Consider the following 12519-nt stretch of genomic DNA (forward strand, 5'->3'; position numbering starts at 1 on the left):
CTTGGATGACGGCCTCCGGTGTGGCGCCTTTCTATAGGAGCGCGGGGCCACCCTTGCAAGCGGCGGGCGGCGGACTTACTCCATCCGTCATGAAAGCCTCCGTCTTCGATCAGGGCGCCTTTGCGCCATGCCCCGCGCCGTTCAACCTTGCCGCGCATGTTCTGGCCGCGGGTGCGCTGACCCCGGACAAGATCGCGCTGTCGGTGGTCCGGCCCACGGGCGCGCAACGCTGGTCCTACGGGCGGCTGATCGCGGCGGTGCGCGGAACGGCAACCGGGCTGATCCAGGCGGGCCTTCGCCCCGGCGACGTGCTGCTGATGCGGCTGGGGAACACGGTGGATTTCCCGATCGCCTACCTTGGCGCGATTGCCGCGGGCGTGGTCCCGGTGCCGTCCTCCTCGCAGCTGACCGCGCCGGAGGTGCAGAAGATCCTCGACCATCTGTCGCCGGCGGCGATCCTGAGGGCGGAGGGCGTGCCCTGCCCCGGGACCACCGTGCCGGTCTTCGGGCCCGATCTCTACGAGGGCTGGCACGATCTGCCGCCCGCCGATTATGCCATGGGCGATCCGGAGCGGCTGGCCTACATCGTCTACACCTCCGGCACCTCCGGCACGCCGCGCGCCGTGGGCCATGCGCACCGGGCGATCTGGGCGCGGCAGATGATGATGGAGGGCTGGTACGGGCTGGGGCCCGAGGACCGGCTGCTGCACGCGGGCGCCTTCAACTGGACCTTCACGCTGGGCACCGGGCTGATGGACCCCTGGACCATGGGGGCCACGGCGCTGATCCCCGCGGCGGGCACCGATGCGGCGCAGCTGCCGCTGCTGATGAAGCGCAACGATGCGACGATTTTTGCAGCCGCGCCGGGCGTTTACAGGCAGATCCTCAAGTTCCCCGTGGTGCCGATGCCGCGCCTCCGGCACGGTCTGGCGGCGGGCGAGAAGCTGTCGGAGGCGATCCGGGACGGCTGGCGCGCCGCGACGGGGACGGAGATATTCGAGGCCTACGGCATGTCGGAATGTTCGACCTTCATCTCCAACGCGCCGGCGCGGCCCTCCGCCCCCGGCACGCTGGGCCGTCCGCAGGCGGGCCGTCACCTTGCCATCGTCGACGAGGCGGGCGTGCCGGTCGACCGGGGCACACCCGGCACCATCGCCATCCACCGCGACGACCCGGGGCTGATGCTGGGGTACGTGGGCGCGGAGGAGGCCACAGCGGAGAAGTTCACCGGCGACTGGTTCATGACCGGCGACCTTGGCGCGATGGACGAAGACGACCAGATCTCCTACCTCGGGCGGTCGGACGACATGATGAACGCGGGCGGCTACCGGGTCTCTCCCCTTGAGGTGGAGGCGGCGCTGGCAGGACTGCCGGGGGTGATTGAACTGGCGGTCACGGACCTGCAGGTGAAGGACGACGTGCGGGTGATCGCGGCCTTCTACACGGCGTCCGACGAGCTGGACGAAGAGGCGTTGAAGGCCGCGGCGGCGGAGCGGCTGGCGCGTTACAAGTGTCCGCGCACCTTCATCCGGCTGGACGCCCTGCCCCGCAATCCCAACGGCAAGCTGATCCGCAAGGCGCTGCGACGGCCCGATCCGGCGTGACCGCGCGCCCCTCGGGGCCGTGACACGGCGCCGTGCAACGCGGTCTCGCCACCGCGGTGCGTGGCTGCTAAGAGACCGGGACTGGAGGTCTCATGGTACAACTCGATATCTTTTCCGACCCGATCTGCCCGTGGTGCTACATCGGCAAGGCCTATCTCGACCGGGCGCTCGAGGCGCATCCCGATCACCCGTTCCGCATCCGCTGGCTGCCGTTCATGCTGAACCCGGCAATGCCGCAGGAAGGGATGGACCGGCGGGAATACCTCGAAGGCAAGTTCGGCGGACAGGAGGGCGCGGTGAAGGCCTACCTGCCGGTGGAGGAGCACGCGAAGAAGGCCGGCCTGACGATCAACCTCGACCGGATCGCGCGTACGCCGTCCACCATCGACGCGCAGCGGCTGATCCACTGGGCGGGGATCGAGGGGCGGCAGACGCCCGTCGTCTCGGCGCTGTTCCGGGCTTATTTCGTCGACGGCCGCGACATCGGCGACCGCGAGACGCTGGCCGACATCGCCGACAGCATGGGCATGGACGCGGCGTTGGTCATGCGGCTGATGAACTCCGACTCGGACCGCAAGGAGATCGTCGAGCAGGACGCCACGGCGCGCGGGATGGGCGTGACCTCCGTCCCGACCTTCGTGGTGGCGCAGAAACATGCCGTGCCGGGTGCGCAGCCGCCGGAGCTTTGGGCGAAGGTGATCGAAGAGCTGCGCAGCGGGGCCGACCCGAGCGCGTGATGCAGAAGCTGCGCTGGCTTACCCTGATCCTGACGCTGGCGGCGATCATCGCCACCGGCACGGTGTTCTTCCACCGGGTCGAGGGCTGGAGCTGGCTGGACAGCTATTTCTTCACCGTGGTGACGCTGTCGACCGTGGGCTACGGTGAGCTTGTTCCCGCCACCGCCGTCGGCAAGATCGGCACCACGGTGTTCATCCTCGTGGGTCTGGGGATTTTCGCGGTTGCGATCCAGCAGTTCGGGCAATACGCCATGCGCAAGCGCGAGGAGCACACGGAATGGCTGATCGCGCGGCTCGACACCACCGAAGAGAATGCTGCCAATGATGATGATCCGCCGGACCGCCGCTGACGCCTGCGAGGTGGCGGCATGACGTCCCGTCCCGAAGCGCCTCAGGCGCCCGCAACACCTGCCACGCCCGATTACGTCATGCCGGGGCGGTTGGAGTTCGTCACGATGATGGCGATGCTCACCGCGATGGTTGCCTTTTCCATAGACGGGATGATGCCCGCCCTGCCCGAGATCGCGAGCGACCTCAGCCCCGACTCGCCCAATGCCGCGCAACTGGTGCTGACCACCTTCGTGCTGGGGCTGGGCATCGGCACGCTGTTCACCGGGCCGCTGTCGGACCGCTTCGGACGCAAGCCGGTGATCGTCGCGGGCGTGGCGGTCTACGTTCTGGCGGCGCTGGCCTCGGTGCTGTCGGACAGCCTGTGGTGGCTGCTTGCCACGCGCATGCTGCAGGGGCTGGGCGCCGCAGGGCCGCGCGTGGTGGTGATGGCCGTGACGCGCGACCTTTACGAAGGGCGCGGCATGGCGCAGATCATGTCCTTCGTGATGATCGTCTTTGCGCTGGTGCCCGCCATGGCGCCGCTTCTGGGCCAGCAGATCATCCGCGTCTGGGAATGGCACATGATCTTCGTGGCCGCGGCGATCTTCGGGGTGGCTGCAGCGACCTGGGTGACGATCCGCCTGCCCGAGACCCTGCCGAAGTCCCGGCGCCGCCCGTTCCGCCCGCGGCAGATCCGTGCGGCGCTGACGGAGATGATGGCGCTGCCCGACGTGCGGCTGCCGATCGTCGTGCTGACGCTGACCTTTGCCTGCCTGTTCTCGGTGATTTCCTCGATCCAGCCGATCTATTCGGTCTGGCTGGACCGGGCCGAGACCTTCCCGCTGTGGTTCTGCCTGACGGCAATCCTGGCCGCCTCGTCGAGCTACGTGAACGCGAGGCTCGTGGTGCGGCTGGGGATGCGGCGGCTGATCAACTCCATCCTCTACGTGCAGATCGTGGCGAGCGTCGGGATGCTGGTGCTGCTCGTGCTGAACCCCGGCGCGCTGGTGCTGTTCGTGGCCTTCCTCGTCTGGCAGCAGGTGCAGTTTTTCCAGGCCGGGCTGACCATCGGCAACCTCAACGCCATCGCCATGTCGCCCATGGGCCATATCGCGGGGACCGCCGCTTCGGTCATCAGCGCGCTGGCGACCGTGGCCTCCGTTGTCCTGGCGATTCCCATCGGGCTCTTGTTCAACGGCACGCCGGTGCCGCTGGTGGGCGGGGTGCTGATCTATGCCACGCTGGGCCTGCTCGTCATGCGCAGGCTGCGCCACCTCGAGGACGCCTGACGCGGGGCGCGCCTGCAGGGCTGTCCGGCGCTTCAGGGCGCTGGACCGGTCCGGTCCGGCGATGCCCGGTCGTCGGGGTCGTTCAGGTCGTCCTCGGAGAAGGTGAAAGCCTCCATGTCGCAGGACAGTTTCCTTGAGGAGACGGTCATACGGCGGCTCATTCCGGCAAGCCGTTCGCCCATGGCGGCGGCCTGCCGGGTCCGGTCGTTGGTGCTGCGCACCATCTCGTGCAGTTGTGAAAGCGCGCCCGCCTGTTCAGCGTTGCGGTTGGAGATCGAGGCGGTGAGGTCGCTGGCGCGGGAGATCTGGTCCTTGATCTCCTGCAGGCGCTGACCCACGGCATCCACCAGTTCCGCGCCGCTGCTGACCTGACGGGTGCTGTCATGGATCAGCTGACGGATGCCGCTGGCCGCCTCCGACGTGCTTTTCGCCAGTTGCCGCACCTCTGCCGCGACGACGGCGAACCCCTTGCCCGCCTCTCCGGCGCGCGCCGCCTCCACCCCGGCGTTGAGCGCCAGAAGGTTGGTCTGGAAGGAGACGTCGTCGATCAGGTCGACGATGGATTCGATCTGGCGGGAGCCTTCCTCGATGGCACGCATGGCGGCGATGGCGGCGGCGGTGACCTCGCTACCGTTGACGGCGCTGTCGCGCGCCTCTCCGGAGCTGCGGGCGGCGTCGCGCGCCTGTTCGGCGGTCCTCGACAGCACGTCGACCAGCGTTTCCGTGGCGGCGGTCATCTCTGCCAGCGCGCGGGACTGCACCTCTGACAGGGCGGCGAGGTCGTTCATGGTGTGCGACAGGCTTTGCGAGTCGGTCGAAAAGCCGCCGACCACGTCGCTGGCGCTGGCGAAGGCCTCCCGCAGGGTGCCGACGGTCATGTTGAATTCGGAGCGCAGCACCTCGTACTGCGCGGGAAAGGGACCCTGGATACCGAAGCAGAGGTCGCGCCCGGCCAGTCGGCTGAGGGCGATGCGCATCTCCTCGATCACCCGGCTGGCGGCCTGATGCGCGGCCTGAACCTCCAGCCGGGCGTCTTCGGCCATCTGCGTGCCGATCTCCAACTCACGCGATTTTCTGCGGATCTGCGCGAGGCTGGCGTTGCGGTCGCGGGCGGCAAGGCCCAGCACGACGCCCTCCAGCACGACGATGCCGCCATGCAGCGCGGTGCGCGCGAGGTTGGTCGTCAGCTCTGCCGTGGGATAGACCAGCGCCGGGAGCGCCACGGTGAGCAGCAGGTGATGCAGCGCCGTGATGGCGCAGGCGTAGATCAGCACGTCGATCCGCCCCGGGATCGCGATCACCGCCAGCAGCACGAAGAACAGCATGTGCGTGTCGATCTGGAACGGGTGCCCGGTGAAGACGGCGGTCATCATCATCGCCTGCCCCATGAGCGCCGTGGCCATCACGTAGTCGCGCAGACCCGAGGACATCGCGGTTCCCAGAACCATCGCCACACCCAGCGCGAGCGTCCCCATGAGCGCCGGCACGAAAGATGTCCCGGCGTAGAGGCTGGCGAGCGGGATCAGCGGCAAGAGCAGCGCGCTGACGGCGAGGCGGCGCGCCGGGAAGTCCGGCCGCCGGGCCCATGTGGCGAGGGAAGTCATCTCAGGACACTCCGCAGAACCGGGCGAGCTGCCCGCCATCGACCAGCGCCCAGGCCCCCTTACGTCGAAGGCTGTCGGCGGGCACAGTGCCGTCGAAGACCGCCAGGGCGGCCAGCCTGTGCGGCGGCCAGGGCGTGAGCCTGCGCCCGCCCGCTGCGTCCACCATGCCCCCGGCCCCCGTGGACCACGGCGCGGCGATCACCACCACCGGTGCCCCGTCGCGCGGTGGCAGGGCCGAGACCGTCACCACCAGCGCCGCGCCGGTCACGAGGACAAGCATCGCCACAAGCAGCGCTATTCCGGCGATTTGTCGAACGAGGCTTCTCATCCAGCCTGCCTAGGGCAAGGGAGATTAACCGCCGTTTAACGCCTCCGGATTTATCCCTAAATTTCAGGTATTTAAAAACTGCCGCAAATGCGTGCAGGGCTTGCCTGAACTGCCTGTCGCGGGGCCGCAGGCTGGATGTTTTTTCGGTATGCCACTGTATACTTCATTCACGTGCAACGTCCCATGCGTTAGACAGCGGACAAACGACTCATCGCAGAGGGGAAAGCCGATGACCCGTATCAAGGTCGACAACCCGATCGTGGAAATGGACGGCGACGAGATGACCCGCATCATGTGGGCCTTCATCAAGGAAAAGCTGATCCTGCCGTACCTCGACCTGGACCTGCTGTACTACGACCTGGGGATCGAGGAGCGCGACAGGACCGACGACCAGGTGACCATCGACGCCGCCGAGAAGACCAAGGAGGTGGGCGTCGCGGTCAAATGCGCGACGATCACCCCGGACGAGCAGCGGGTCGAGGAATTCGGCCTGAAGAAGATGTGGAAGTCGCCCAACGGCACGATCCGCAACATCCTGGGCGGCGTGGTCTTCCGCCAGCCGATCATCTGCCGCAACGTGCCGCGGCTGGTGCCGGGCTGGACCTCGCCCATCGTGGTGGGCCGCCATGCCTTCGGCGACCAGTACAAGGCGACGGATTTCCATTTCCCCTCGGCCGGCAAGCTGACGATGAAATGGGAAGGCGCGAACGGCGAGGTGATCGAGCGCGAGGTCTACGATGCGCCCGGCGCCGGGGTCTACATGGGCATGTACAACCAGGACGAGTCGATCCGCGACTTTGCCCGGGCGTCGCTGAACTACGGTCTGACGCTGGGCTGGCCGGTGTACCTGTCGACCAAGAACACCATCCTCAAGGCCTATGACGGGCGGTTCAAGGACCTCTTCCAGGAGATCTACGAGGCCGAGTTCGCCGAGAAGTTCAAGGAAGCGGGCATCTGGTACGAGCACCGGCTGATCGACGACATGGTGGCCTGCGCGCTGAAGTGGAACGGCAAGTTCGTCTGGGCCTGCAAGAACTACGACGGCGACGTGCAGTCGGACACGGTGGCGCAGGGATTCGGCTCGCTCGGGATGATGACCTCGCAGCTGATGACGCCGGACGGCCGGATCGTCGAGGCGGAGGCGGCGCATGGCACGGTGACGCGGCACTACCGCCAGCACCAGAAGGGCGAGGCGACCTCCACCAACTCCATCGCGTCGATCTATGCCTGGACCGGCGGGCTGAAGCACCGCGCGAAGCTGGACGACAACGTGGCGCTGCGGGCGTTTGCCGAGACGCTGGAGCGGGTGATCGTCGAGACGGTCGAGGCCGGGTTCATGACCAAGGACCTCGCGCTGCTTGTGGGCCCGGACCAGGGCTGGCTGACAACGATGGGTTTCCTCGAGAAGGTCGACGAGCGTCTGAACAAGGCGCTGATGGGCTGAGGGCCGGGATGTCGGCGCGCTGGCAGCGCGCCGGTTGGTCCGTTATATCGCCGCGCTGGCGCGCGCCGATCCGCCGGGGGGCTGCCGCCCCCGGACCCCCCGCAGGTATTTGGGCCAAGATGAAGGCGATGGACCTTTGGGTCCGGGGTGGGGTTTCCTGGTTTGGGGTCCGGGGTCAGCCCTGGCCGAAGAAGCGGTCGGGCAGCTCGGTCCGGAAGGGCAGTTTCAGGGCGCGGGTCTTGACCACGCTGAAGCGGTCGAGGCGGGCCGGTTTGACCGAGAGGGTTGCATGGGCCTGCGGTTCGGCCTCTTCCCATGGCAGCTGCGGCTTGGCCTCGAAGGTTTCGTAGAATTTCCGGGCGTCTTCGCCGGCCTCCTGCCAGCCGCCGCCGGGCAGGCCCTTGCCGGGGGCGTTGGCCACCGCCATGCGGATCGCGTTGCCATCGTCGAGCACCGCGCGGTTGGCGTATTTCAGGTGCGCGAGGTAGACCCCCTGCGGCATGTGGAAGGGGAAGCTGTCGAGCTTGCGGGGGGCGACGCGGGTGCCGTGCAGTTGGAAGCCCACGGCGCGGCGGGCGGCCACCGCCTTGGAGTAGTGGCCGGAGAAGGCCAGCGCGCGGCGCGGACCGAAGACCGGGCCATCCTTCAGCGGCGTGTCGCCGGGGCGTTCGGCAAGGTCGAAGCCCAGGGCCGTGACGACCGGCACGTCGCAGGCGGCCAGCGCGGACCCGAGGCTGTCCCAGCGGTCCGGGTCGATCACCACCAGTTCGTCGGCATCGGTGCGGATCACCCAGTCGTAGACCTTCGAGAGACCGGCATGGAAACCGTCGAGCATCTCCGCCCGTGCCTTGTCGAAATTGTCGAAGCCGTCGCGCGGGATGGTGAGCACCGAGGCGCCGGGGCAGATGCGCGCGATCTCCGGATCGGCGCCGTGGGCCACGACGAAGAGGTTACCGGCGCCCACATGGCGGGCGTGATGGGCGTACCAGCGGGACAAAGCCCAATAGTCGCGGTGGACCATGGTCAGGCAGGCAATGTGCATGAAGGCCCTTTCGACGCCGTGCATCCGTTTCCGCGCCACTGTTTCGCGGCGCGCGGGGAGTTTCAACCGCGCAGCGCCCTGAGTTTGAGCAAACGCACCGGCGTCGTGCAGACCGCGGCACCCTGCCCCTTGCCCGCGCCGCCGCAATGGGGCATCGGCTGACGATGCCCAGCCTGATGCACCTTCCCCCCGCCGACCGCCACACCCTTTACGAAGACGCGGTGGGCCTGATCGTCGGCACGCTCCTGATGGCGCTGGCCGTGCAGGCGTTGCGCGCGGGCGGGCTGATCACCGGGCAGATCGCCGGCCTGTCGCTGATCCTGTCCTATGCGGCGGGATGGTCCTTCGGGGCGGTGTTCTTTGTGCTGAACCTGCCGTTCTACGTGCTGGCGCTCCGCCGGATGGGGGTGAAGTTCACCCTGAAGACCTTTGCCGCGGTGGCGCTGCTGTCGGTCTTTACCGAGGTGCTGCCGCTGGGGCTGACCGTGACGGCGCTGCAACCCTGGGTGGCGGCGGTGGTCTTCGGCGTCTTGGGCGGCGTGGCGCTGATCGTGCTTTTCCGGCACGGGGCGACGCTGGGCGGTGTGGGCATCGTGGCGCTGTGGCTGCAGGACACGCGGGGGATCGCGGCAGGCAACGTGCAGCTTGCCTTCGACCTTTGCGTCTTTGCGCTGGCCTTCGCGCTGTTCCCCTGGGAGGTGGCGGCGACGTCGCTTCTGGGGGCGGTGATCCTGAACCTGATGATCACCGTGAACCATCGGGGCGACAGGTACATCGCGCGCTCGCGGTAGGCTTTGCGCATGACTGGCGGGGCGCGGGGTGCGTGCCGGTCGGGCAGACGCCCCGGACCATCGCATTGAACCATCGGGAAGGCCCCTTGGCCAGCGCGGGGCACGGGAGGTAAGCCGCGCGCTGGCCCTGGCCGCCGGTCATGGCGGCCCGGGGGCACGCGCCCCTCCCGAGGGAGGAGAAGGGGCGCGGCCTGTGGGCCTGGGCGTCAGCCGCGGTCGGTGCTGTCGTCCGCGGGCTCTTCGGGCAGGAGGCTGTCGGCCTGGGCGATCACCACCTCGTCGGCGTTCAGGAGCCCGTCCGCATCGACATCGGCCTCGTCGAAGACCTCGGCCTGCACCTCGGGGAAGACCGCCTGGACTTCGGCCAGCGTGACGAAGCCGTCGGCGTCGGCGTCCATCTGCTCCATCACGGCGACATCGGCGCCGGGCATGGGGGCATCGGCGCCCATCTCGCCGTCCATCGTGGTGGACTGCGCAAAGGCGGGGAGCGTGAGGGCCGCGAGGGCGGCTGCGGTCAGTGCTGCGGTTTTCATCTTCTTTCCTCCTTCGGGTTGGTTCGAAGATGACAGGGATCTGGGGGCACGGTCGGGCGCTTGCCAGAGGGGCGGGAGCCGGGCCGCATTTCGGTGCGGAAGGTTGCCCAAAGGCCGGGTGCGGCTGGGCGGCGGATCGCCATTCAAGACCGCATTCCAAGGGGTTGGCCAAGTTCTGCCGTGCCGCAGCGCAGCAACGGGCGCCTTGCCGCCGCTGGCCTTGCGGGTCTGCCGGGTCATCGGGAACCGGGCTTTGACCGGGGATGCGCGGTGCGCGGGCGGGGGTCGTGATAGACTGACGTTCGAGGTGCAGCAAAGAGGGACACCCGGCCCCCTGCCCGCCATCCGGGCAAGCCGGCCACACCCGCCAAGCCCGTGTCCTGAAATGCGAATGCGGCGCCGCTTGCAATCGACGCGCCCGGATGCCGGTGCTAAGGTCGCCCCTGAGCAGAGAGGCCACATCGGATGCGTGCATGAAGGACCCCCGGGCGAAAGACATCTTCCAGCTCGGACAGCTCCTCAACAACACCTACCGGGTGGAGGCGGTCCTCGGCCGTGGCGGCCTGTCGGAGGTCTATCTCGCACGCTCCACGATTTCGGGGCGCGTGGTGGCGATCAAGGCGTTGCGCGCCGAGTTCTCCGACAACGACAGCTACACCTCGCTTATCACCCGCGAGGAAGGCGTGCGCGAGATCCGGCACGACGCGGTGGTGCGCTACTTCGACACCCAGCGGACCCCGGACGGCATCGTCTATCTCGTGATGGACTACATCGAGGGCAAGGCGCTCGACATCGTGCTGCGCGAGGGCGGCATGTCGATGGAGGACGTGCTGGCGGTGGGCGAGCGGGTGCTGGCCGGGCTGGCGGACGCGCACCGCAACAACATCGTGCATCGCGACATCGCGCCCGACAACATCATCCTGCGCGCGGGCGATCCCCGGCAGGCGGTGATCATCGACTTCGGCATCGCCAAGGACACGACGCCCGACGCGGTGACGATCGTGGGCGAAGGCTTTGCGGGCAAGCTGGGCTATGCGGCACCCGAGCAGTTCGGCGGCCATACCGATCCACGGTCCGACATCTACGCGCTGGGCGCGGCTTTGCTGGCGACCTACCTCGGCAAGAAGCCCAACATGGGCAAACAGCCGATGGAGGTGCTGCCGAAGAAGATGCAACCGCTCGACACCGAGGGCGTGCCGGAGCCGTTGCGGATGCTGATCCTGCGGATGACGGAGCCCGACGCGAAGAAGCGGTTCCAGACGGCGGACGAGGCGGTGGAGGCCTTCAAGCGGGCGCAGAACGGCACGCCCCTGCACTACGTGCTGGACGGGCCGCCGGAGCTTACGGTGACGGAGAGCCCGACGGTGCGCGCGGTGCCGCCGCAGGGCAACGGGCACGGCACGATGGCGCCGGGCACCGTACCGCCGGGAACGATGCCGCCCGGTTCCTTTCCCCCCGGAACCATGCCGCCGGGGACGTTCCCGCCGGGCACGATGCCACCAGGGACGTTTCCGCCCGGCACGATGCCACCGGGCACCATGCCGCCCTCCGGCGGGACATGGACCATGGCGCCGGATGGCACCGCGCATTGGCAGACCGCCGTGCCGCAGCCTCCGAAGCGCGGCAAGGGGCTTTGGATCGGCGCGGGTCTTCTGGCCGTGGCGGCGGTGGCCGGCGGCGCGTGGTACGTCCTGAACGGCTCCGGCGGATCGCGTTTCCCGGAACAGTCGCCGTTCGAACTGACCGTGTCGCGCGGGGCGGACGGCGCGGTGACGGCGACGGGCTTTGTCCCCTCGCCCGCGGCGCTGGCGGAGCTGACGCAGCGGGTCGAGGCCCTGGGCGGCACGGCGGAGCTGTCGCTGGGCAGCGGCGCTCTGGCAGAGACCTGGCCGGAGGATGTCATATCGTTGCTCGGCGCCGCCGCCACGCTGGAGGAGTTCGAGGTCGCGCTCAGCGACAACCGGGCCGAAGTCACCGGGCTGGCGGAGGACCGCGCCGCGCTCGACGCCGCGACCAAGGGGCTGGATGGCACGCTCTATCCCGGGCTGGACGTGCAGGCGGACCTGCTGCTGGGGCCGCGCGTGCTGACGCCCGGGGACCTCTCCGACGTGATCGACTTCTGGGCCGACTGTGGCGCGCTGACGTTGCAGCCGCCGCAGGGCGAGGCCTATGCGCTTGGCGATACGCTCAGGATAACCGGCACCTTCGCCGCCGAGGCCAGCCGGGCGGAGCTGGAGACATCGCTGACCGACCGCATCGGCAGCCGGTCGTTGCAGATCGACGCCGATGTGCTGAACGACATGCATTGCCGCATCGACGAGGCGCTGCCCCCGCTGCCCGCCGAGGGGATGGAGATCGCCTTCGGCTCTGGCGACGATGGCGGGGCGCGGCCCGACGGCATCTTCCGCCCCGGCGACAACCCGACCATCGACGTGGGCCTGCCAGAGGGGTCCGAGGGCTACATGCACGTGATCCTCGTGGACGTGCAGGGCGTGGTCTACAATCTGCTGCCGAACCGGCTTGCGCCGGAGCACAGTGTCGCCGCGCTGCGCGAGACGGCGGAGGACGGGCGCATCCGGGTCGCGTTCTCGGAGGCGGTGGCGCGGGCGGAGACGCGTGTCGCCTTCCGCGTCGACGACAGCGTGATCGGCCGGTCGCGCGTGGTGGCCTTCCACACGCGGGAGCCGCTGTTCGAGGGCAACCGCAAGGTGACGGAGACGCTGGACATCTTCCTGCAGGACCTCGTCAGGCGGCGCGAGGCGGCGCCGGAGATCTTCCTCGGCGTGCAGTCGGCGATACTGGAAACGCGCGGCTGAC

The 12519-nt window shown here is 68.6% G+C and carries 11 protein-coding genes; 7 read left to right on the forward strand and 4 right to left on the reverse strand.

Annotated features, from left to right (window positions below; translation table 11 throughout):
• Positions 1 to 89: 89 nt before the first annotated feature.
• The 4 genes from CDO87_RS21390 (at position 90) to CDO87_RS21405 (ending at position 3960) form a co-directional block, all read left to right on the forward strand.
• Complete coding sequence (locus CDO87_RS21390) at positions 90 to 1604, forward strand: class I adenylate-forming enzyme family protein (RefSeq protein ID WP_100930655.1); 1515 nt, start codon at positions 90 to 92, stop codon at positions 1602 to 1604.
• Between the two features lie 92 nt (positions 1605 to 1696).
• Entirely contained in the window at positions 1697 to 2341 is a 645-nt protein-coding gene (locus CDO87_RS21395) for a DsbA family oxidoreductase (protein ID WP_100930656.1), read from the forward strand.
• Positions 2341 to 2691, forward strand: a complete 351-nt coding sequence (locus tag CDO87_RS21400) for a potassium channel family protein (protein ID WP_100930657.1) — start codon at positions 2341 to 2343, stop codon at positions 2689 to 2691. The genes CDO87_RS21395 and CDO87_RS21400 overlap by 1 nt, the downstream gene beginning before the upstream one ends.
• Before the next feature lie 18 nt (positions 2692 to 2709).
• Positions 2710 to 3960, forward strand: coding sequence for a multidrug effflux MFS transporter (locus CDO87_RS21405; protein ID WP_100930658.1), 1251 nt, complete (start codon positions 2710 to 2712; stop codon positions 3958 to 3960).
• 32 nt (positions 3961 to 3992) lie between these two features.
• Here CDO87_RS21405 and CDO87_RS21410 read toward each other — a convergent pair whose 3' ends face one another.
• Entirely contained in the window at positions 3993 to 5564 is a 1572-nt protein-coding gene (locus CDO87_RS21410) for a methyl-accepting chemotaxis protein (protein WP_100930659.1), read from the reverse strand.
• Between the two features lies 1 nt (position 5565).
• Positions 5566 to 5892: a hypothetical protein gene (locus CDO87_RS21415; RefSeq protein WP_157815075.1), complete on the reverse strand. Its 327-nt coding sequence runs from the start codon at positions 5890 to 5892 to the stop codon at positions 5566 to 5568.
• A 229-nt stretch (positions 5893 to 6121) separates the two neighbouring features.
• Here CDO87_RS21415 and CDO87_RS21420 point away from each other — a divergent pair, with 229 nt between their 5' ends.
• Positions 6122 to 7336 (forward strand): NADP-dependent isocitrate dehydrogenase, encoded by a 1215-nt coding sequence (locus CDO87_RS21420; protein ID WP_100930661.1) that lies wholly within the window; start codon positions 6122 to 6124, stop codon positions 7334 to 7336.
• Between the two features lie 175 nt (positions 7337 to 7511).
• Here the strand turns inward: CDO87_RS21420 and CDO87_RS21425 are convergent, their stop codons facing one another.
• The gene (locus CDO87_RS21425) at positions 7512 to 8378 is read right to left on the reverse strand and encodes a glycosyltransferase family 2 protein (RefSeq protein WP_198521778.1); all 867 of its coding nucleotides are present in this window, start codon (positions 8376 to 8378) and stop codon (positions 7512 to 7514) included.
• A 176-nt stretch (positions 8379 to 8554) separates the two neighbouring features.
• Between CDO87_RS21425 and CDO87_RS21430 the strand changes: the two genes are divergently transcribed.
• On the forward strand, positions 8555 to 9169 hold the full coding sequence (locus CDO87_RS21430) for a YitT family protein (protein ID WP_254698239.1): 615 nt from the start codon (positions 8555 to 8557) through the stop codon (positions 9167 to 9169).
• Positions 9170 to 9375: 206 nt separating this feature from the next.
• On the opposite strand, the gene CDO87_RS21435 is transcribed toward CDO87_RS21430, so the two are convergent.
• A complete protein-coding gene (locus CDO87_RS21435) occupies positions 9376 to 9702 on the reverse strand; it encodes a hypothetical protein (protein ID WP_198521779.1) in 327 nt (108 codons plus the stop codon).
• Positions 9703 to 10175: 473 nt separating this feature from the next.
• On the opposite strand from CDO87_RS21435, the gene CDO87_RS27085 reads away from it, so the two are divergent.
• Positions 10176 to 12518: a serine/threonine protein kinase gene (locus CDO87_RS27085; protein ID WP_198521780.1), complete on the forward strand. Its 2343-nt coding sequence runs from the start codon at positions 10176 to 10178 to the stop codon at positions 12516 to 12518.
• The last annotated feature ends 1 nt before the right edge of the window (position 12519 follow it).

This window comes from Sagittula sp. P11, assembly GCF_002814095.1.
Lineage (GTDB): Bacteria > Pseudomonadota > Alphaproteobacteria > Rhodobacterales > Rhodobacteraceae > Sagittula.

Bases quoted from the DNA above. Each gene is read 5' to 3' on its own strand.
- CDO87_RS21395 (WP_100930656.1), top strand. From the start codon at position 1,697: ATGGTACAACTCGATATCTTTTCCGACCCGATCTGCCCGTGGTGCTAC.
- CDO87_RS21400 (WP_100930657.1), top strand. From the start codon at position 2,341: ATGCAGAAGCTGCGCTGGCTTACCCTGATCCTGACGCTGGCGGCGATC.
- CDO87_RS21390 (WP_100930655.1), top strand. From the start codon at position 90: ATGAAAGCCTCCGTCTTCGATCAGGGCGCCTTTGCGCCATGCCCCGCG.
- CDO87_RS21410 (WP_100930659.1), bottom strand. From the start codon at position 5,564: ATGACTTCCCTCGCCACATGGGCCCGGCGGCCGGACTTCCCGGCGCGC.
- CDO87_RS21435 (WP_198521779.1), bottom strand. From the start codon at position 9,702: ATGAAAACCGCAGCACTGACCGCAGCCGCCCTCGCGGCCCTCACGCTC.
- CDO87_RS21420 (WP_100930661.1), top strand. From the start codon at position 6,122: ATGACCCGTATCAAGGTCGACAACCCGATCGTGGAAATGGACGGCGAC.
- CDO87_RS21430 (WP_254698239.1), top strand. From the start codon at position 8,555: ATGCACCTTCCCCCCGCCGACCGCCACACCCTTTACGAAGACGCGGTG.
- CDO87_RS21415 (WP_157815075.1), bottom strand. From the start codon at position 5,892: ATGAGAAGCCTCGTTCGACAAATCGCCGGAATAGCGCTGCTTGTGGCG.
- CDO87_RS27085 (WP_198521780.1), top strand. From the start codon at position 10,176: ATGAAGGACCCCCGGGCGAAAGACATCTTCCAGCTCGGACAGCTCCTC.
- CDO87_RS21425 (WP_198521778.1), bottom strand. From the start codon at position 8,378: ATGCACATTGCCTGCCTGACCATGGTCCACCGCGACTATTGGGCTTTG.
- CDO87_RS21405 (WP_100930658.1), top strand. From the start codon at position 2,710: ATGACGTCCCGTCCCGAAGCGCCTCAGGCGCCCGCAACACCTGCCACG.